The 17,752-nt window shown below is 62.5% G+C and carries 18 protein-coding genes; 7 read left to right on the top strand and 11 right to left on the bottom strand.

Going from position 1 to position 17,752, the window contains the following annotated elements; genetic code table 11:
- The first annotated feature begins 5 nt into the window (after positions 1-5).
- The 3 genes from PXH66_RS21445 (at position 6) to PXH66_RS21435 (ending at position 1,762) form a co-directional block, all read left to right on the top strand.
- Entirely contained in the window at positions 6-701 is a 696-nt protein-coding gene (locus tag PXH66_RS21445) for a hypothetical protein (RefSeq protein WP_330931811.1), read from the top strand.
- 69 nt (positions 702-770) lie between these two features.
- Positions 771-1,088, top strand: a complete 318-nt coding sequence (locus tag PXH66_RS21440) for a TusE/DsrC/DsvC family sulfur relay protein (RefSeq protein WP_330931812.1) — start codon at positions 771-773, stop codon at positions 1,086-1,088.
- Positions 1,089-1,252: 164 nt separating this feature from the next.
- Positions 1,253-1,762, top strand: a complete 510-nt coding sequence (locus PXH66_RS21435) for a DsrE/DsrF/DrsH-like family protein (RefSeq protein WP_330931813.1) — start codon at positions 1,253-1,255, stop codon at positions 1,760-1,762.
- A gap of 29 nt (positions 1,763-1,791) precedes the next feature.
- Here PXH66_RS21435 and PXH66_RS21430 read toward each other — a convergent pair whose 3' ends face one another.
- The 4 genes from PXH66_RS21430 to PXH66_RS21415 all read right to left on the bottom strand — a co-directional run bounded on the left by PXH66_RS21430 (position 1,792) and on the right by PXH66_RS21415 (position 7,098).
- Positions 1,792-2,298, bottom strand: coding sequence for a hypothetical protein (locus PXH66_RS21430; protein WP_330931814.1), 507 nt, complete (start codon positions 2,296-2,298; stop codon positions 1,792-1,794).
- 4 nt (positions 2,299-2,302) lie between these two features.
- Complete coding sequence (locus PXH66_RS21425) at positions 2,303-5,350, bottom strand: hypothetical protein (RefSeq protein WP_330931815.1); 3,048 nt, start codon at positions 5,348-5,350, stop codon at positions 2,303-2,305.
- A 258-nt stretch (positions 5,351-5,608) separates the two neighbouring features.
- Positions 5,609-6,565: an RNA polymerase sigma factor SigJ gene (gene sigJ / locus PXH66_RS21420; protein ID WP_330931816.1), complete on the bottom strand. Its 957-nt coding sequence runs from the start codon at positions 6,563-6,565 to the stop codon at positions 5,609-5,611.
- An 11-nt stretch (positions 6,566-6,576) separates the two neighbouring features.
- Positions 6,577-7,098: a carboxymuconolactone decarboxylase family protein gene (locus tag PXH66_RS21415; RefSeq protein WP_330931817.1), complete on the bottom strand. Its 522-nt coding sequence runs from the start codon at positions 7,096-7,098 to the stop codon at positions 6,577-6,579.
- 130 nt (positions 7,099-7,228) lie between these two features.
- On the opposite strand from PXH66_RS21415, the gene PXH66_RS21410 reads away from it, so the two are divergent.
- The 4 genes from PXH66_RS21410 to PXH66_RS21395 all read left to right on the top strand — a co-directional run bounded on the left by PXH66_RS21410 (position 7,229) and on the right by PXH66_RS21395 (position 9,018).
- Positions 7,229-7,654 (top strand): rhodanese-like domain-containing protein, encoded by a 426-nt coding sequence (locus tag PXH66_RS21410; protein WP_330931818.1) that lies wholly within the window; start codon positions 7,229-7,231, stop codon positions 7,652-7,654.
- 72 nt (positions 7,655-7,726) lie between these two features.
- Positions 7,727-8,344, top strand: a complete 618-nt coding sequence (locus tag PXH66_RS21405) for an SAM-dependent methyltransferase (protein ID WP_330931819.1) — start codon at positions 7,727-7,729, stop codon at positions 8,342-8,344.
- 104 nt (positions 8,345-8,448) lie between these two features.
- The gene (locus PXH66_RS21400) at positions 8,449-8,790 is read left to right on the top strand and encodes a DUF4405 domain-containing protein (protein ID WP_330931820.1); all 342 of its coding nucleotides are present in this window, start codon (positions 8,449-8,451) and stop codon (positions 8,788-8,790) included.
- Positions 8,791-8,838: 48 nt separating this feature from the next.
- Positions 8,839-9,018, top strand: a complete 180-nt coding sequence (locus PXH66_RS21395; RefSeq protein WP_330931821.1) for a hypothetical protein — start codon at positions 8,839-8,841, stop codon at positions 9,016-9,018.
- 510 nt (positions 9,019-9,528) lie between these two features.
- Here PXH66_RS21395 and PXH66_RS21390 read toward each other — a convergent pair.
- The 7 genes from PXH66_RS21390 to PXH66_RS21360 form a co-directional block, all read right to left on the bottom strand.
- The gene (locus tag PXH66_RS21390) at positions 9,529-10,365 is read right to left on the bottom strand and encodes an urease accessory protein UreD (RefSeq protein ID WP_330931822.1); all 837 of its coding nucleotides are present in this window, start codon (positions 10,363-10,365) and stop codon (positions 9,529-9,531) included.
- A 182-nt stretch (positions 10,366-10,547) separates the two neighbouring features.
- Entirely contained in the window at positions 10,548-11,180 is a 633-nt protein-coding gene (gene ureG, locus PXH66_RS21385; protein WP_330931823.1) for an urease accessory protein UreG, read from the bottom strand.
- Between the two features lie 8 nt (positions 11,181-11,188).
- Entirely contained in the window at positions 11,189-11,902 is a 714-nt protein-coding gene (locus PXH66_RS21380; RefSeq protein WP_330931824.1) for an urease accessory protein UreF, read from the bottom strand.
- Positions 11,874-12,293, bottom strand: a complete 420-nt coding sequence (locus PXH66_RS21375; RefSeq protein WP_330931825.1) for an urease accessory protein UreE — start codon at positions 12,291-12,293, stop codon at positions 11,874-11,876. The genes PXH66_RS21380 and PXH66_RS21375 overlap by 29 nt, the downstream gene beginning before the upstream one ends.
- A gap of 168 nt (positions 12,294-12,461) precedes the next feature.
- Complete coding sequence (gene uca / locus PXH66_RS21370) at positions 12,462-16,121, bottom strand: urea carboxylase (protein ID WP_330931826.1); 3,660 nt, start codon at positions 16,119-16,121, stop codon at positions 12,462-12,464.
- A gap of 234 nt (positions 16,122-16,355) precedes the next feature.
- Positions 16,356-17,009 (bottom strand): urea amidolyase associated protein UAAP2, encoded by a 654-nt coding sequence (locus PXH66_RS21365; RefSeq protein ID WP_330931828.1) that lies wholly within the window; start codon positions 17,007-17,009, stop codon positions 16,356-16,358.
- Positions 17,010-17,013: 4 nt separating this feature from the next.
- On the bottom strand, positions 17,014-17,739 hold the full coding sequence (locus tag PXH66_RS21360; protein ID WP_330931829.1) for an urea amidolyase associated protein UAAP1: 726 nt from the start codon (positions 17,737-17,739) through the stop codon (positions 17,014-17,016).
- Between the last annotated feature and the right edge of the window lie 13 nt (positions 17,740-17,752).

Here is a 17,752-nt window from a genome sequence, read left to right as displayed (position 1 = left end):
GAGTCATGACCACCACCACCGAACCCACTCCCCTCGACGCCAAGCTCGACGCCCTCGACGCCAAACTCGATCGCGTGCTCGAGGAGGTCGACGAGGTGCGCCGCATGCGCCGCGAAATCGAAGAACTCAAGGACGACCTTTCCCGCGTCGCCAAAGACCTCTTCGCCACCACCGTCACCGAGCTCGAAGAGGTCGCGCCCTTTGTGCGCACCGGCGACTTCACCGACCTGGCCAAGCGCCTCCTGCGCAACACCAACACGCTCGACGAGATGCTCATCCAACTCGAGAGTGCGCGCGCCTTGCTCGCCGACGCCACCCCGCTCGGCCGCAAGCTGTTTCACGACACCCTCGAACAACTCGATGAGCTCGATCACAAGGGCTATTTCGACAAGGGGCAGGAACTCCTCCGCGCCCTCGACAACGTCGTGGCGGAGTTTTCGGTCGAGGACGTTCGTCAACTCGCCGACAACGCCACCACCATCCTGCACACGGTGAAAAACCTCACCCAGCCCGAGATGCTCGATGCTGTCGACAACGCCTTGGAGATCTACCGCAAAATCGATTTCAATACGGTCGAGGAATACTCCCCGTTCAGGGCCTTCCGCGAGATCAACAAACCCGAGATGCGACGCGGCATCGGGTTCATGATTGTCTTCCTGCGCAACCTCAGCGCCCACCAGCCACCCCCTCCTAAATCGTAAACAATCACCCGTAGGCCGCGAGCTCGCTCGCGCTCCCCGCCATCCGCTCTCCCTCAACCCATACCCGCCATGCCCACTGCCACCCTCGCCAATACCACCATTGAACTCGACGACGAAGGTTTCATGACCGACTACCAGGCCTGGAACCTCGACATCGCCAAGGAACTCGCCGCCAAGGACGGCATTCCCGAGCTCACCGACCGCCACGTCATTGTGCTCAACTTCATGCGCCAGGAGTTCGAAGCCAAAGGCACCGGCCCCTCGATCCGTCGCCTCACCAAGGAAAGCGGCGTGCCCACCAAGGAGCTCTACGCGCTCTTCCCCGGCGGCCCCGCCAAAAAAGCCGCTCGCATTGCCGGTATCAAGAAACCCGTCGGCTGCATCTAGACGCGGCATAGCCGCGCCTGGATGCCGCAAGGGACAAGTTTTATGTATCAAGTATCAAGATACACCGCCTCCATTCCCCCCTGACCCTTGTAATTCGGAATAGGGTCACTTGATCCGCATCTCGAATCCACTCCTCCATCACCACCTTCTTCCCCTCTCACGTCATGAGCAACCCGCCCCCCTCTCCCGAACCGATCACCAAGGTTTCCATCGTCATCTCCAAGGGCTCCCTCGACGGGATCTACCCCGGTCTCATCATGGCCAACGGTGCCCGCATGGAAGGCATCGAAGCCAACCTCTTCTTCACCTTCTTCGGCCTATACGGCGTCATGAAGGACTACCAGGACAAGATCCGCATCGCCACCGTCGGCAACTCCGCCATGCGCGTGCCCAGCGCCAAGGGATTCCAGCTCCCGACCCTGCTCGGGGCCATCCCCGGCATGTCCGCCTTTGCGACGTCGATGATGCAAAAGGAAATGGAAGCGCTCGACATCCCGCCCATTGGTGAATTCGTCGAAATGATCTCCGACGCCGGCGGGCACCTCTACGCCTGCAAAGCCACCGTCGACATGTTCCACCTCACGCCCGACGACTTCGTGCCCCAGATGGAAAAGGTTCTCACCGTGGGCGATTTCTACGAACTGGCCGCCGGCGGCCAAATCATCTTCACCTGAGCCATGCCTCAGCGGAGGCGGCCGGAGAATCACTCCTGGACCAGGACGCGGTCGATGCGCGACCGCACCCGTCGATATCTCACCATCACCACCAGCCCCACGAGGAATCCGGCCATGCAGTTAACATAGTCCGCCACCTCGGGGTTTTGAGGCCGCAGGTTGATGCTCGCGAGGTCGACCTCGAACGGCTTCATCACCACCAGAAAATACAACGCATAGGTGAACGGCATCACCACCCACAAAATCGACACCCAGGTTTTCTTGAAGAGCTGGGTCCCGAGCACCTCGATGGCCACCCCGGCCCGGTTCACGCGCGTGATGCAGAACAGCAACACAAACAGCGAAAGCACCGGACTAAAGAAATAGAGAGCTGCGACCATACTCACAAACGCCGTCCACGCGATAAGCCGCGTGGGCATGAGGTGGGTGTTTTCGACCCAATTATAGATTTTGGTCAGCGTGGTGAGCGTAGCCCCCATTTGCGGGTCGTCGGAATGATCGGATCCATCGCCGCCGGAGTTCGTTTCGTCATTCATGATATCAATTATTGGAGGTGACTTGGAAGGGAAAGGCCGAACCTTCGACCACCACCGGTCCCGTGGTGACCAAGTAATGCCCGGGCTCCAGGTCGGGTGGTAATTTGTATTCAACTACCTGTGACGTCCACGGCAACGCGGCGGTGAACTCCAGCGTGTCGGCCACCTCGTAGTTCTTCCCCTTGCGCCGCAACCGATACAAGTAGGGCTGCGTATCAAAAGCCTTCCGGCCGAAAATCAACGACTCTTCGTGCGGATCGAGCGTCCGCCAATCTGTGACTCCCCCCAGCCCGATTGAGCTGAATTGACCATTGATGCGGGTCGCTTCGTCGGTGGCCGATTTCAAACGATCCTGCCGCTCACTTTCATCCGCCGCGCCCATCGCGCCTCCCGCCAGCAATGCGACGGTGGTCGCGGAGGAATTCTCCCCACTCACCGCCATGACGCCCACCGCCGCCGTCGTGATGGCCTTGGCGAACATGCCGAGCCCGGACGTAAACCCTTCGATTTTCACCGCCTCCGCCAACGGCTCCACCGCCCACTGCGCTGATATCCGATGCACCATGCCCACCTGCTCCCGGTCATGGAGATTGAGTATCGCGGCCGGGGCCGGTTGGAAAGTTTGTCCGTCGCTCGACCATTGTTCGCCATTCACGGCCAGCCGCCACGGTTGCGCCCCGGAGGTCGTGGTCAGCTCCATTCGCCGCTCCACCGTCTGGGTCGGCGTAATGACCGGACCGGCCAATCCTCGCACGGATGCCCGACGAACCGTATCCCCACGTTCGAGTTGCAGCAGTTCGACTGCAAACATGCCGCGGCGGGGTTGATGGTCGGTGAGCTCGAGCGTGATCTGCCGATCGTCGCTGAGCCAGATTCGATGTCGGCGCAGCATGCGATCCATGTTCTGCAGTGCCTCAAAATAAGCCTGTTTGGTTTCTCCCGCCACCGCGTCGACCTGCAGCGTGGTCGCCACCGTTTCCCCGGCCAGGCGTTGTCGGCTGATGTTCATCAACAACCGCGGATCGTCCCGTGAGGTCACTTCGGTGCTCCCCACCCGGGCGGCCAATGCCCGCAGATCAATGGCCCACGCCCCCGGATCCGGTTCCCAGGGTGCCGTAGCCGGACCGTCCGTCGCGGGCTCCAAGGTCTCAAAAATCGCCGCAATGGTTCTTTCGTGGCGGGTCAACTCACCGAGTTTCGCCTCCGCCGCAAAGTAGCGACGCAGGATGCCATCCGTATCGGCACTCAGATCAATCTGACCCGTCGCCACGACCGCGTTGTGGAGATTGCCCGGCTCCCGCATGAGGACCTCGAGATCAAACACCCCTTGCTGGTTCACCGCCTCGGCAAAACCGACCACCTGCATCAACACCGCTTGCGCCGCGGCCCCCTGTTTGGGCGTGAACGTGCCGGCCAAAATGGCCTCGGTGCCGATGGGGCCCAGCAACTCCTGGCGTTTCTCATCCAATCCGTCCACCTGCTCGCGGTGTTGGGATTTCAGTGCCGCCAAAGTCTCCAGCGCCGCCTTCAGCCGGGACAAATATCGCGACCGATCCACCCCCAATTCGAGCTGATAACTCCCATCGGTCGTGCCCAGGCGCACGCGGGGCTCGGCGGCGGTCACGGTCAACTCCATCGCCAGCGGCATGGCGTCTCCCCCGACGACAGCGGACCCGGAATCGCCCCTGGGGCGAGCCGACGACTCCATGGCTTGCAAGCGCACCGGTGACCGCTCCGCGGGCGTGAGGGGGAACCGCCGGGATATACCGGGTGAAACGCCCAGCGGCACGGACAGCGCAAACAAGCGATCATACGCTGCGCGGGAACGAAGCACATCGGGCACGAAATAGTCTTCCAGCCCCACATCCAAGCGGTAGGTGACCGACTCGAATTCACCCCCGAGCGCCACCACCACACACCGCATTTCCCCGGTGTTTTGGCCTTCGAAGGTAATGAGTAAATCGTCCGCTCCACTCCCCTGCGCGATGACGAAACCTTCCTCGTTTACCTGACGCCAAAACTGATCACGCAGCATCCGTCCCGCCTCACGCTGCTCTTCAATTCCGGCCGCCAACGCATTCAATTCGTCAACCGCTTGCGCATGCAGCGCGGTGCGCAGATCGCTGACTTCCTGCGCGAATGTATCCAAAATTTCATGCGCATTGACCGCATCGATGTCGAAATAGGATTTGGGCTGATTCTCACCGCCAAAAAACGTGCGCGCCGGCTCCCCCCTCCACAACGACTCGAAGGACGTTGCGGCACGGTAACGTATTTCCGATCCCGTCGTTTCAGCCAGTTCCTCCAACAGCAGCAACTGGGGCAGACTTTCGGCCGCGTCCGTTCCGCCCCGGCCCTTGAAGATACCTCGCACCAGTTCCGCCAAAACGTTGTTGTTCAAGTTCCCCGGCTCATCGTCGTCATCCGGGGTAGGATAATAAAACCACCGTTCCGGCGTCGGTTCGCCTTCCGCCACCGGGAGACTCGCCGGAGCCTGGTCGAGCAAAGCCGACCGTTGCGTGTAATTCCCGCCGCCCCAAACCGCATCGCCTTTCAACGTGAAAAAGACTTCGTGCGTGCGCTCGCCGGGCGCAACTTGGCTGCGATCGGTCGTCACGCGATGGGTCGGAAACAATATCGCTTCCCGCGACAGGTCCCGGCTCAAGTCGGGCGCCTCCGTATAGCCGTAGTTCGCCGCCAAGTGCTCGCGCAAGGTCTTCGCCGCTTCCAGCAACTGCGGGTCGTAGCTCGTCGTCAGCGCGGCCTCGTGTTTGAGATCCACCGCCGTGTAAAGACGCTCGCGCAACTTCAACTTCAGCCGGGAAAGCTTAAACGTGCCCTTGAGATATTCGTAATTCTTGAAGTCGAAACTCCAGGTTGCATTCGCCGTATCCCAGACAAACGGCGCATCGGGCGGCACCTCCACCGTTGCGACAAAATCTTCGATCGACGCCGGCTCGGGACGCACCCGAAAAAGATCCATGACGCGGAACGCCACCACGCCGAGCACGAGCACGACGAACACACCTAAAATATAAGTTTTCTTGGCCATTGGAATGAGACGCACCTTCCGCGTAACGGACGGCACAAACGAACGAGGGTTGGTAAAACCACCGAGTTCGCCGCGTTTCAGTAGGCCAGAGAAACAATGAAGCGGACGCTAGGAGGGGTAGACTGACAAAAACCGCTTAACATCCCCTCCTCCAAGCACAACGGCGAATCGCCCGTCTCGCCAGATCAGTAGTAAAAGTTGCGACCGCTGGAGAATGTTATAAGCCCACCTCCCCGCGGGTGGATCACCGATCCGTGCTCACTCCCCTGCCCGGGCAAACACCTTCAACTTGTCCGGGTTGCGCAGCGCGAACAGCTCGGCGATGCGCCCATCCTCGATGCGGATGGAAAACGCCGTGCGCGGCTGACCACCGGGCGCGTCCAGCACCACCACGCCCGGTGCGCCGTTATACCAACACCACCGCAGCTGATTCGCCTCGTAGCGTGCTCCCGACCTCGCCACCACACCCACGAAAAACCGGGCGACTTGCGCCGCCCCCCACAGCACCTTTCCCGCCGCCGTGGCCTTGCCACCACCATCCGCGTGAAAAGCGACGTTCTCGCGCAGCACCGCCTTCAATCCCTCGAAATCCCCCGCCGATGCCGCCCGTAAAAACTCCCGCAACAAACGTTGATGATCCTGCGCCGACACCGTCGTCTCCTCGCGCGACGGAGTCCGCCGCAACTGCTGACGCGCCCGCGATACGAGCTTGCGACAGGCCGCCTCCGTTCGCCGCAACGTGGCCGCCACTTCTGCGTAATCATGGTCGAAAACATCGTGCAGGAGCAACGCTGCCCGCTCCGCCGGCGACAAGCGCTCCATGGCAGTGAGCAACGCCATCGAAACCGATTCATCCAGTTCCACCCGGGCGGCCCCCGCGAGATCGGCCGCCCACTCACCAGTCACCACCCCATCGCACACCAGCGGCTCCGGCAACCATGGGCCGGGATACCGCTCGCGTTGCACGCGCGCCGATTTGAGATGATCGAGACAACGACGGCTGCACGCGCGCAACAGCCAGGCCCGGGGTTCGCGGATCGTCGCCGTCTCGACTTCCGCCCAACGCAACCACGTATCCTGCACCATGTCGTGCGCATCCGCCACCGAACCGAGCATGCGATAAGCCAGCCGCTCCAATGCCGCCCGGTGGGTTTCAAATGTCACACTGCGGTCCCCGGGGGATCCGGTATCGCACTCGGGTTCGGAAAACGACATCGCGTCCGCCATCACACCGAGAACGTCGTGAGCGAGCAACTCCGCGCATGACCGAGCGTGCGTTTGACGGCGGGAAAAATCAATGAGCTCGCGATATTGAGCGCGAGCTCCACCAGGCCCGCCGAACCGTAACGATCGCGCAGCCGCTGCACTTCGTCGTCGTCCGGCGTTTCACCGGCCGCAATTTGCGCCGCATACCCGCGCACCTCCGCCAGTTCGGCGGGCAACGCCGCGCCATCGCAGCGCGCGGCGTGCAACACCGACGCCGCGACCCCGGCTTCGCGTCCCATTTTCAGCGTCAGCTCCAGACATGGACCGCAGTCGACCACCGCAAACGCCGCGATGCGGGCCACGTATGGCACGTCCTTGGGCAGGCTATCGCCAAAGCCCGCCATCTGTGTGACGGCCTGGAATCGGGCAAATCCGGCCGGCGAGGCATCGAGCATTTCTTCCATATAAGTGGTGTCGTAGTTGTAATGATCGCGAAAGGCGTGGGTCTGGGCGCGGGCGGATTCGATTTGTTCAGAGGTCATGGTGTTTCTTTTCGTTCGGGTTTCATGACGAGGACGAATCAGACTCCGGATCTGTGACCAAAAAACGAAAAAACCAACCGACCTCCCGAACTTGCGCCCGCGAGGCCGCTGTCGTTTGCTGCCTCCTTCCATGAAGATTCTCGCTCTCATCGCCCTCGCCTTCGTGTTTCTCGCCGTCGTCCGCACCGCTTTCGGGCAAGGCGGCGGCCCCCGCATCGAGCCCACCGAGGCCGCCGCCAAAGTGCGGGCGGGCGAAGCCATTCTCATCGACGTGCGCGAGCCCGCCGAATGGAGCGAAGGCGTCGCGGCCCCGGCCTACTTGTTGCCCTTGAGCGATCTCCGTGGCGCCCGCAAAAAATGGAGCCATGTGCTCGCCACCGCGAAGAAGGAAAACAAACAGGTGCTCCTCTACTGCCGCTCCGGCAATCGCTCCGGTCAGGCCGCCAACATCCTCGCGAAGGAAGGCTTCGATGTCGCCAACGTCGGCGGTTTCCGCGACTGGAACCGCGCGAACCTCCCCCTCCGCGCCCCCGACGAACCGGCCGGAAACGAATGAACGGCAAATTCATGAATCGGCGCATCGAAGTCAGACGCGTCAAATAAGCCACCCTCCTCCCACCAGTTTCCCATGGCCAAATCCTTCGACTCTCCCTTCTGGGACAACCGCTACGGCAACGCCGGGGACGACTTTGTATTCGGCACCACCCCCAACGATTTTCTCGTGGCCTGTGCCGACCACCTGCCCCCCGGGCCCGTGCTGTGTCTCGCCGAGGGCGAAGGCCGCAACGCCGTCTTTCTCGCCGAACGCGGACATGCCGTCACCGCCATGGACCAAAGCGAAGTCGGCTTGGCCAAGGCTCAGCAACTCGCCGCCTCCCGCGGTGTGACGCTCACCACCGTCGTCGCCGACCTCACGGACTTCGTGATCGAACCCGGCACGTGGAGCGCGATCGTCTCCATCTTCTGCCACTTGCCCCCGGATTTGCGGCGCGTGCTTTACCCGCGTGTCGCCGCCGGACTGCGCCCCGGAGGCATGATCGTGCTCGAATCCTACCATCCCCGCCAAGTCGAACACGCCACCGGCGGACCGGTCGCCTCACCCGAACTGTTGGTGAGTCTCGACGACGTGCGCGACGCGTTTCCCGGTATCACCTGGGACCTCGCCCACGAAATCGAACGCGACGTCGTGGAAGGCCACGGTCATACCGGCCGCGCCGCCGTCACCCAGTTGCTCGGCCGCCGCTGAGAACCCGCTGATTGAGGTCAGCAGCCCGGCGAATAATCACCGCCGGTGTGCAACTCGCGGTCGGCGTAAGCCGTCGCATCTTTCATCATCACGTCACCGCGATCATGAAAGCTTCCACCCGCACCCTCCTCAACCGCGTCCTCAACCTGCTGCTTCTCCTCAACGGCGCCTTCATTCTCGGCACGGGCTGGCTCATGGACCAACGCCTGCCTCGCGGTCGCGACGGCCACGGCCTCACGGTCCTGGGTCTCGGTCGCCACGACTGGGGGGAGCTGCACGCCTGGGCCGGCTACGGCATCGGCGTCCTTGTGGTGGGCCATCTCCTGTTGCACCTCAAATGGCTCCACCTCATCGCCGCCCAGCGCAACCGTTGGAAACTCGCCGTGGGACTCGGCACCGCCGTCCTGCTCATGGCGCTCTTCGTTCTCATCCCAGTTCGCGGCTGACACCACCGCGCCGCTGGCCCATGACTTGCTGCAAGATCCCCCCACGCCATGAAACGCTTCCTTACTCCCCTCGCCCTGCTCACCACGACGCTCAATCTCGCCGCTCACCCGGGGCACCTCGGAGGCCATGACTTGGAATGGGACTTCACCCCGGCCACCGCCGGCATCGTCGTCCTCGTTGTGATCATCATCGGTGCCCTCGCCTACCGCCGACGCCCGTCGTCCTGACGGTCCCAACAACCCACCCACCCCGTAGGCCGCGATCTCGCTCGCGCTAAAGAACGCGCCCGCGCACAACAAAGGGTAGGGTCGCCTCGCCGAGGCGACCGCACAGTGCGTCAGCCTACCAGCCTACCGCGCGGACGGCTCGGCGAGCTGTCCCTACCCCACGCCTCGCTCCCCTGAACCCAACACCCACACACCCCGTCCCACCGCCCACCGTAGGCCGCGAGCTCGCTCGCGCTAAAGGAAACCACCCGCAAACAAAAAGGTAGGGTCGCCTCGCCGAGGTGACCGCACAGTGCGTCAGCCTTCCAGCCTACCGCGCGGACGGCTCGGCGAGCCGTCCCTACCCCACGCCTCGCTCCTCTGAACCCAACACCCACACACCACCCTCCCCGCCGCCCCCGTAGGCCGCGAGCTCGCTCGCGCTCAGAAAACCGCGCGCAGACGACCAGCCCACCAACCCAAACCTCCGCCACCACCAGGCGCGATCACTGGTCGATGAACACACCGCGGTCAAAGCTTCCGCAGCCCGCACCGCAGCGCCGGGCACACCTCCGCGAGGATCGCGCGCACCTGCTGCACGGCCGCGCGTAAGGTCACTCCGTTCGCCGCGACGATTCGCAACGACCACGCCCCCGCACCGAGAGCAGTCGCTCCGATCCACACCCCGTCGCCATGCAAGGCATGCAGCGCCTCGCGCCACGCAGGATTCGTTTCTGCCGCATCCGCGCCGGGAACAACCACCAACCCGTTGGCAAAACAGGATTCCGGTCCGGTGCCCGCCGCCACTGCCATGGCGCGCAAGCTCGCGCCACTCTGGTCAAACCGTTCGCGCAGCACCCACTCCCCGTCCACGCGCACATCAAGCGTAAGCACCAACCGGTCCCACTCCCACGCCTCACCATGGCCCACCCGGCCGGGCATGAGTTGCTCGACAAAAAACACCCCACCGCCCGCCGCGATCTCCACGCTCGTATCCTGTCGATAAGTGGACCGCCGATGCGGCACCAACGGTTCGGGCAGCATCTCCAACCAACCGCCCGTCTCCACGGCAAATGTCTGGCGGGAGACCGCCTCCCCCGCGTTCATCGGAAACACCCGACTCGCACTCGGCGTGGTCACCAACAGCTTCGCATCCGCCGCGACCGTGATCGCCGACTCCAATCGATCCCCGGACAATATGCCCGCCGTGGGATTGGCCACCTGCACCATCAGCACACCGGAGTCCGTATCCAAATAGGACTTACCCACATAATACGGCGCCCGAAACGACTGCCCCGCCAACGCGGTTCGTCCTCCTGGTCGGGCCTCCGCCCGCAACATTAAATGTCCCTCAAATATGTTGCTCATGAAACTGTTTTTTCGCGACAGATTAACACCAATCAGGATCTGACAATCCTGCTTAAAACAGCACCCGTGGGGTTGCATCGCGTAACGGTAGTGGAGCCATTTGTGTCCATTGCTTCGGCGCTTCGCTTCTCAGATGTCGCTTCGCTCGGAAGTGGTTAAACAAACCGCACCCTGTTCCCGCCTCAGTCCGTGGAGTGCGCCGACGTGGCAAACATCACCTCGTGTTCGATCCAAGCGATGACGGCATCGAGATTGTGCTCGCGCTTCAGGTCGCAGAAGACGAACGGACGCTTCCCGCGCTGGATCTTCGCATCGCGATCCATCACGCCGAGATCCGCTCCCACCAGCGGCGCGAGGTCGATTTTGTTGATGATGAGCAGATCACTGAACCGCACCGCTGGACCACCCTTGCGCGGAATTTTGTCTCCCTCGGCGACGTCGATCACGTAAATAAACGCGTCGACCAACTCGGGTGAAAACGTCGCCGACAGGTTGTCGCCGCCACTCTCGACCAGGATGAGTTGCAGGTCGGGATGCGCCTCCGCCAAACCTTGGCAGGCCTGCTCGTTCATCGTCGTGTCGTCGCGAATGGCCGTGTGCGGACACCCGCCCGTCTCCACGCCCACGATACGATCGGCCCCCAGCGCACCGGAGCGCGTGAGATACTCCGCATCCTCCTTCGTATAGATGTCATTGGTCACGACCGCCATGGAGTAACGTTCGCGCAGCGCTGCACAGAGTTTGAGACACAACATCGTCTTACCCGACCCCACCGGGCCGCCGATGCCAATTCGAGGAGGACGGGATTCAGTCATAGGAACGCTCATGAAATAAACAGCCGCGCGTTGGCGGTTTCGTGACGCGCCGAAGCGATGTCGAGCCACGGGTTAAACCAACCGATCTCTTCGCGCCGCAACACCACCGCCGCCTCCACCGTCGGGCCGGCGTGGGCCAGCATTTCGGTGAGCAACGATTGCGCGGCGTTTTGGCCGATGCGCAGCAGCTTCATCGCCGCCGCCAATTGCCCGGAAAGGGTCGCGTAAAATACTCCGCCCAACACGGCCGCCAACGGCGCGCCATGCACCCGCCCCTCCAGCGCCGCCGACACCGTGGCCGCGAAAGGGAATCCATCACTTGCCGCCCGCGCCACCAACGCCGTGGCCAGCGATTCCGGCCGCAACCGCGCCAATAGTTCCGCCCGTTGCCGCCCGATGTTGTGACTCGCCAAGCGCACCTCCCGCGTCGTCTTCAGCACCGACGCCAACCGACTCACCTCCGCCACCTCCGCCCAATCGGGCTCCGCCAGCGCGTGCCACGCCTGCGCCACCAACGGCAACTCCAACCGCGCCAGCGACGGCAGCACCGATTGTTCGTAATACGAACAAAGCGTCGCGCGATCCGTCACCACGTTCTCCTGCACCAGCCCTTCGAGCCCGTAGGAATGGGCGTAGGCGCCCGTGGGGTAAAACGAATCGCCGGCCTGCAGGAGTCCGCAGAACCAGCCGGCATCAGTGCCGATGGCTGGGTCCGAGGTCATGATTGGGAGTCTGTTTCGCACCGCGCACGAAGCGACCGGGACGAAATACAGCGGTGGTGGGTTTATAGGGCACTTGGATACGCTCCAGCAATTGCCGGACCGCCGGGTCATCAATCGCTAAAAGACGATCGACCTCGGACATCAATTCCATGTGCAGATTACCCACGGCCCAGCCAATGCCCGCTGCCGCCGAAGCCGGCACATCGAGCGGAATCTCAAGCACGGCCTCGGGCTCCTGCTCGATCACATAGCGGGCGGTGTCGCTCTGCCAGACCGTCGTCCCGGGCTTGAGCGGCTGAGTGAGTTCGAACCCAAAGTCCGCCCCATCGGCCGCCTGCCCCCGCCAGCGCCGCTTCGCCAACTTCAACCGATCCACGCGAATCGAAACCACGGCGAGTGATTCATCAGGAGACGCAACAGAGTGAGATATGAGCTGAAGCACAGGATGAAACTACGGATTTTTTAACCACAGATGGACACAGATGGCTCCACCACCGTTACGCAATGAAACCTGATAGGATAGATTTCTTAACCGTGCATATCTGTGGTTAAACAAAACTCAGTCTGATTTGATCACGATGAGGGTGTCGCCGGCTTGGACCGGGCTGCCTTCGGCGCAGCGAATGGCGGTGATTTCGCCCGCGATGGGCGCGACGGAATTAATTTCCATTTTCATGGATTCGAGGATGACCAGCACGGCATCGGCCTCCACGTGATCACCGACCGCGACTTGGATCTTCCAGACGTTGCCCGGCACGTGGGCCACCACGGCGTGATGACCTTCAGGTAACGGCGCCGCGTCGGTGGTTGCACCGATGGCCGCTTCGGTTTCGGACGAGTAGTTGAGCTGGCCCGACTCTTCCCAGCGCTGACGCTCGGCTTCGAACGAGGCCTGTTGCTTCGCTTTGAACGCTTCGATACTCGGTTGGTTGTCGGCGAGAAACTGGTGGTAATCGTGCAGCCGCAGGGTCTTGTGCTCGACCTTGAGTTTGTAGCGTCCATGCGGGAAGTCTTCGCGGAAACGCACGAGCTCCTCGGCGCTCACTTCATAGAATTTGATCTGGTCGAAAAAGCGCAGCAGCCAGGGTTTGCCTTCGGCAAAGTCGGTCGTCTGCCGCCACCGGTTCCACATCTGGATGGTGCGGCCGATGAACTGATAACCGCCCGGCCCTTCCATGCCATAGACGCACAAATACGCACCGCCGATGCCGACGGCGTTTTCCGGGGTCCAAGTCCGGGCCGGATTGTATTTGGTCGTAACGAGGCGGTGCCGTGGATCGATCGGTGTCGCCACGGGCGCGCCGAGATACACGTCGCCCAAGCCGAGCACGAGGTAGCTCGCCTCGAAGGCGATGCGCTTCACCTCGTCGACGGAATCGAGACCGTTGATGCGGCGAATAAACTCGATGTTGCTCGGACACCAGGGCGCGTCCTTGCGCACGATCTGCATGTATTTGCGAATCGCTAACAAGGTCGATTCATCCTCCCACGAGAGCGGCAGATGCACGATACGCGTCGGCACTTCCATCTCATCGATGTCGGGCAAAGCGGCCTCAGCTGCGATGAGCAAGGCCATCAATTTGTCCAGCGGCAGCACGAGTTGATCGTAATGCACTTGGAGCGAACGAATGCCCGGAGTGAGATCGAGCACGCCATCGAGGTCGCGCTCGACCAGCGCGCTGTAGAGCGCATGCACCCGGAAACGCAGATCGAGGTCGAGCACCATGGGCCCGTATTCAATGAGCAAATACCGGTCGCCCGCACGGCGGTAGCAGACAGCCGGGCAATCGCCATGCGCCGGGGTCTGATGAATGATGGCGGATTCCGCCGGTAGGGCGTGCTCGCCGAGCGCGCCGGTTCGGGACTCAGGCGTCGAGGCAACGGTTGGCGCGCTCGGCGAGCACGCCCTACCTTGCAACGCCTCGATCATTTCGTCCTGCGCCAACTCCGCTTGTCTCGCGTCGCTGGCCGTGAGCGCCTTGAACCGCACTTTGTCGCCGGGCTTGAGCTGGCCCATTTTCCAGAGCTCGCTTTGCACGATGGCGGCGGGGCACACGAAGCCGCCGAGACTCGGGCCGTCGGGGCCGAGGATGATCGGCATGTCGCCGGTAAAATCGATCGCGCCCACCGCGTAGGCATTGTCGTGGATGTTGGACGGATGCAGTCCCGCCTCACCGCCGTCAGTGCGAGCCCAACGTGGTTTGGGTCCAATGAGCCGCACGCCAGTGCGGGCTGAGTTGTAATGCACTTCGTAGGTGGCGGAAAACAGATCCGCGATGTCTTCGTCCTTGAAGAAGTCGGGCGCGCCGTGCGGGCCGTAGAGCACGCCAATTTCCCAACTACGCGTGATGCTCGGCCTGAGAGCTGCGGGAAGAGGGGTCGGTTCGCCCGTCGACGGAGCGGCGGCGACGCGCAACACGTCACCCACGCGCAAGGCCCGACCGGCGTGACCACCGAACAGGCCGAGGGTGAAGGTCGCTTTGCTGCCCAGATAGTCGGGCACATCGAGGCCTCCGCGCACGGCGAGATAGGCGCGCAATCCCGCGCTGGCGGAGGGCGCGGCGGGAAGGCGCAGCGTCTGTCCCGGGACCACTGCGATGGGTTGCCATGACGGCACGGGTTCGCCGTCGAGCGTGGCGGGGAGCTTCGCACCGGTAAGGGCGATGATGGCGGCGGTATTAAACGTAAGCGTCGGACCCGCCACCGTGATTTCGAGTCCGGCGGCGTCGGACGGGTTACCGACAAGGCGGTTCGCCAAGCGGAACGAAAGGTGATCCATCGGCCCGGATGGCGGCACGCCCACGTCCCAATATCCGGTGCGCCCTGGATAGTCCTGCACGGTAGTCTGCGTGCCGCCATCGAGCACATCGATGGTGGAGGCGGCATAAGCCATGGACTCGAGCGAGCGCGTGGTGATGCGCCCGGATTGAAACTCTGGCGAGGCGATGACCTGCGCGAGGTAAGCTAGGTTGGACTCGAGACCGTGCACCTCCGTGGCGGCGAGCGCGGCGGACATGCGTTGCAGCGCCTCCGCGCGATCCGCGCCGCGCACGATGATTTTCGCCAACATCGGATCGTAATACGGCGAGACGTCGGCACCTCGCTCGACCCACGTTTCAATACGGGCGTCGGCGGGAAACTGCAGCTCCGTGAGTATACCGGTGGCGGGCTGAAAGCTTTTACCCGGATCTTCCGAATACAACCGCACCTGGATCGATGCGCCGGTCGATGTAGGCGCGTAATCAGCCAGCGAACCGAGCTCGCCGGACGCCTGCTGGATCATCCACTCCACAAGATCGATACCCGTGACTTCCTCGGTCACGCCGTGCTCGACCTGGAGACGCGTGTTGACTTCCAAAAAGTAAAATTCGCCGGAGTTGTCGTCGTAAACAAACTCGACCGTGCCGGCGTTTTGATAGCCGGCGGATTCGCCCAAACGCTTTGCACAAGCCAGGAGTTCGGCGCGCGCCTCTGGTGTGATCCCGGGTGCGGGGGTTTCTTCGACGACCTTTTGATTGCGGCGTTGCGCCGAACAATCCCGCTCGCCCAGCGCCACGACATGACCGAGTCCATCGCCGAAGATCTGGACCTCGATGTGACGGGCGCGCTCGACGAATTTCTCGAGAAACACCCCGCCCTCGTTGAAGTTGTTCTTCGCCAGTCGGGCCACCGAATCGAACGCGGCCGGCAACGCGTCGGCGGAGCGGATGAGCGACATGCCGATGCCGCCACCGCCAGCGGTGCTCTTGAGCATGACCGGGGAGCCGATGCGCGCGGCCTCGCGTTGCGCTTCAGCCAAAGAGCCGAGCAGTTCGCTGCCGGGGAGCAGCGGCACGTTGCTCGCGGCGGCGAGCGTGCGGGCGGTGTGCTTGAGACCAAACGTGCGCATGTGCGCGGCGGTCGGGCCGATGAAGATGATGCCGGCGGCGGCGCAGGCCTCGGCAAAATCGGGGTTCTCGCTCAGGAAACCGTAACCGGGATGAATGGCCTCGGCCCCGGTGTCTTTCGCGACGGCGAGAATCTTGTCGGCATCGAGATAACTCTGCGCGGCGGGAGCCGGACCGATGCACACGGCCTCGTCGGCCTGGGAGACGTGGAGCGAACCGGCGTCGGCCTCGGAGTAAACCGCGACGGACTTGATACCCATCGTGCGCAACGTGCGGATGACGCGGCAGGCGATGGCGCCGCGATTGGCGATGAGGACTTTAGTGAAAGGCATGTTTTTAACCACACGGAGCGCGGAAGCGCGTAGATGGTGCGATCAAAGATCGCGCCCCGAAGGGGTGATGAGATGGGTGCCCTTTAGGGCAATTGAAGAACAGATGGACACAGATGGCTTCGCTACCGCTACGCGATGGAACCCATCATGGTGGTGTTATTGTTAGGCATGCTGCCCGCGCATTTTATAAATTCTGATCGGTGTTTATCTGTGTCCATCTGTGGTTAAAAAACTTCAGTCCCATATCAGCACTTCCACCGGGGTGGGGTTCCAGCCGTTGCAGGGGTTGTTGAGTTGGGGGCAGTTGGAGATGAGGGCGAGAACGTCGCGCTCGGCGCGCAGTTCGACGTAGCGGCCGGGGGCGGAAACACCGTCGGCGAACGTGAGACCGCCCTCGGGTGTGACCGGCACGTTCATGAAGAAATTGATGTTGCAGGTGATATCGCGCTTGCCGAAGTCGTGACCGCAGCCGCACTCCTGCGCGCCACGGATGAAGCTGTCACGGCAGGCGTGCATCGACTCCTTCTCGTGCGCGTAGCGCATGGTGTTGCTCTCGCGCGAACAAGCTCCGCCCAAGGTGTCGTGGCGGCCGCAGGTGTCGGCGACGATCGTCAGCAGGACATCGCCTTCGGTGGAGATCAGCTTCGTGCCGGTCGTGAGATAGAGCGCCCCTTGGTGACGAATCGTATCGGACGCGCTGTATCGATTGTTGGTATCGTGCGCATCGTAAAACAACGTATCCGCAGCTTGGTTACCCTCAAGGTCGAGGATGCGCAGCGTCTGCCCCGCTTTGATGAGGTGCGACCAATGGTCACCCGCGTTGACGACTTGGCGGTAAACTGCATCGGCAGCAACGAGCGGACTTTCGGTGAGAATAAAGGTGGCCATGAAGTCAGTCGCGCAGGGCGTGGTAGGCGGCCGTGTTTTCGGCGGCGCGCAGATTTTCCGGACGCGAGTTGATGCACGTGTCGGTGAGGGCAACCGGCTGCGCCGGGAAGACCTCAAGTTTAACCGGACGGGGGTGATAGACCGGGTCAGGATCCAGCGGGTGCTGGCAGGTGTTGAGCACGACGAGGGTGTTCATCTCCAAACGCAAATCGACGTAGGCTCCGGCGGGCGAGTTGCCGGGCACGAACGTCAGGACGCCCGCTTCGTCGGCGGTCACTTTGCTGAAGAGGTTCAGATTCGGCACGAGGTCGCGTTTGCCGAGACCCCATTTGGCCAGCTCGATGAGAAAGCATTCCCGGCCGTTGCGATGGAATTCGTTGTGCCCGGATTGATAGGATTTCTTCCCGTATTTGGCCGCCACTTGCGCCGCGTCGGAACAGCCGCAGGCCGTGTCGTGCCAACCGGCCGTGTCGGCCGTGATCGAAGCCAACAGCCGCCCCATATCGGAGTGCAGACAATGCGGGTGGGTGAGCTGATACGTGTGCTGCCCCTTGAGGGTGTCGGGCATGTTGTAGCGCTCAACGGTGAGGTCGGCGTTGTAGAGCAACACGCCCACATTGGCACCGCCCTGGAGGTCGGTCAGGCGCAGGGTCTTGCCGCGCGAAATCACGCCCGACCACAGGCCGGCGTGGTCTAGTGTGCGGGTGAAAATTGGACCGGACTGAAACATATGAAGTGGTTCT

This window comes from Synoicihabitans lomoniglobus, from assembly GCF_029023725.1.
GTDB classification, from domain to species: Bacteria; Verrucomicrobiota; Verrucomicrobiia; order Opitutales; family Opitutaceae; genus Actomonas; species Actomonas lomonigloba.
The sequence above is the reverse complement of the archived record's forward strand: the minus strand, read 5'-3'. Positions and strand labels throughout refer to the sequence as shown.

What these genes read in the sequence shown, in the direction of transcription:
- PXH66_RS21445 (WP_330931811.1), top strand. Translation starts at nt 6, where the DNA reads ATGACCACCACCACCGAACCCACTCCCCTCGACGCCAAGCTCGACGCC.
- PXH66_RS21380 (WP_330931824.1), bottom strand. Translation starts at nt 11,902, where the DNA reads ATGACCTCGGACCCAGCCATCGGCACTGATGCCGGCTGGTTCTGCGGA.
- PXH66_RS21440 (WP_330931812.1), top strand. Translation starts at nt 771, where the DNA reads ATGCCCACTGCCACCCTCGCCAATACCACCATTGAACTCGACGACGAA.
- ureG (WP_330931823.1), bottom strand. Translation starts at nt 11,180, where the DNA reads ATGACTGAATCCCGTCCTCCTCGAATTGGCATCGGCGGCCCGGTGGGG.
- PXH66_RS21395 (WP_330931821.1), top strand. Translation starts at nt 8,839, where the DNA reads ATGAAACGCTTCCTTACTCCCCTCGCCCTGCTCACCACGACGCTCAAT.
- PXH66_RS21425 (WP_330931815.1), bottom strand. Translation starts at nt 5,350, where the DNA reads ATGGCCAAGAAAACTTATATTTTAGGTGTGTTCGTCGTGCTCGTGCTC.
- PXH66_RS21415 (WP_330931817.1), bottom strand. Translation starts at nt 7,098, where the DNA reads ATGACCTCTGAACAAATCGAATCCGCCCGCGCCCAGACCCACGCCTTT.
- PXH66_RS21430 (WP_330931814.1), bottom strand. Translation starts at nt 2,298, where the DNA reads ATGAATGACGAAACGAACTCCGGCGGCGATGGATCCGATCATTCCGAC.
- PXH66_RS21410 (WP_330931818.1), top strand. Translation starts at nt 7,229, where the DNA reads ATGAAGATTCTCGCTCTCATCGCCCTCGCCTTCGTGTTTCTCGCCGTC.
- PXH66_RS21390 (WP_330931822.1), bottom strand. Translation starts at nt 10,365, where the DNA reads ATGAGCAACATATTTGAGGGACATTTAATGTTGCGGGCGGAGGCCCGA.
- PXH66_RS21405 (WP_330931819.1), top strand. Translation starts at nt 7,727, where the DNA reads ATGGCCAAATCCTTCGACTCTCCCTTCTGGGACAACCGCTACGGCAAC.
- PXH66_RS21360 (WP_330931829.1), bottom strand. Translation starts at nt 17,739, where the DNA reads ATGTTTCAGTCCGGTCCAATTTTCACCCGCACACTAGACCACGCCGGC.
- PXH66_RS21400 (WP_330931820.1), top strand. Translation starts at nt 8,449, where the DNA reads ATGAAAGCTTCCACCCGCACCCTCCTCAACCGCGTCCTCAACCTGCTG.
- PXH66_RS21365 (WP_330931828.1), bottom strand. Translation starts at nt 17,009, where the DNA reads ATGGCCACCTTTATTCTCACCGAAAGTCCGCTCGTTGCTGCCGATGCA.
- sigJ (WP_330931816.1), bottom strand. Translation starts at nt 6,565, where the DNA reads ATGTCGTTTTCCGAACCCGAGTGCGATACCGGATCCCCCGGGGACCGC.
- uca (WP_330931826.1), bottom strand. Translation starts at nt 16,121, where the DNA reads ATGCCTTTCACTAAAGTCCTCATCGCCAATCGCGGCGCCATCGCCTGC.
- PXH66_RS21435 (WP_330931813.1), top strand. Translation starts at nt 1,253, where the DNA reads ATGAGCAACCCGCCCCCCTCTCCCGAACCGATCACCAAGGTTTCCATC.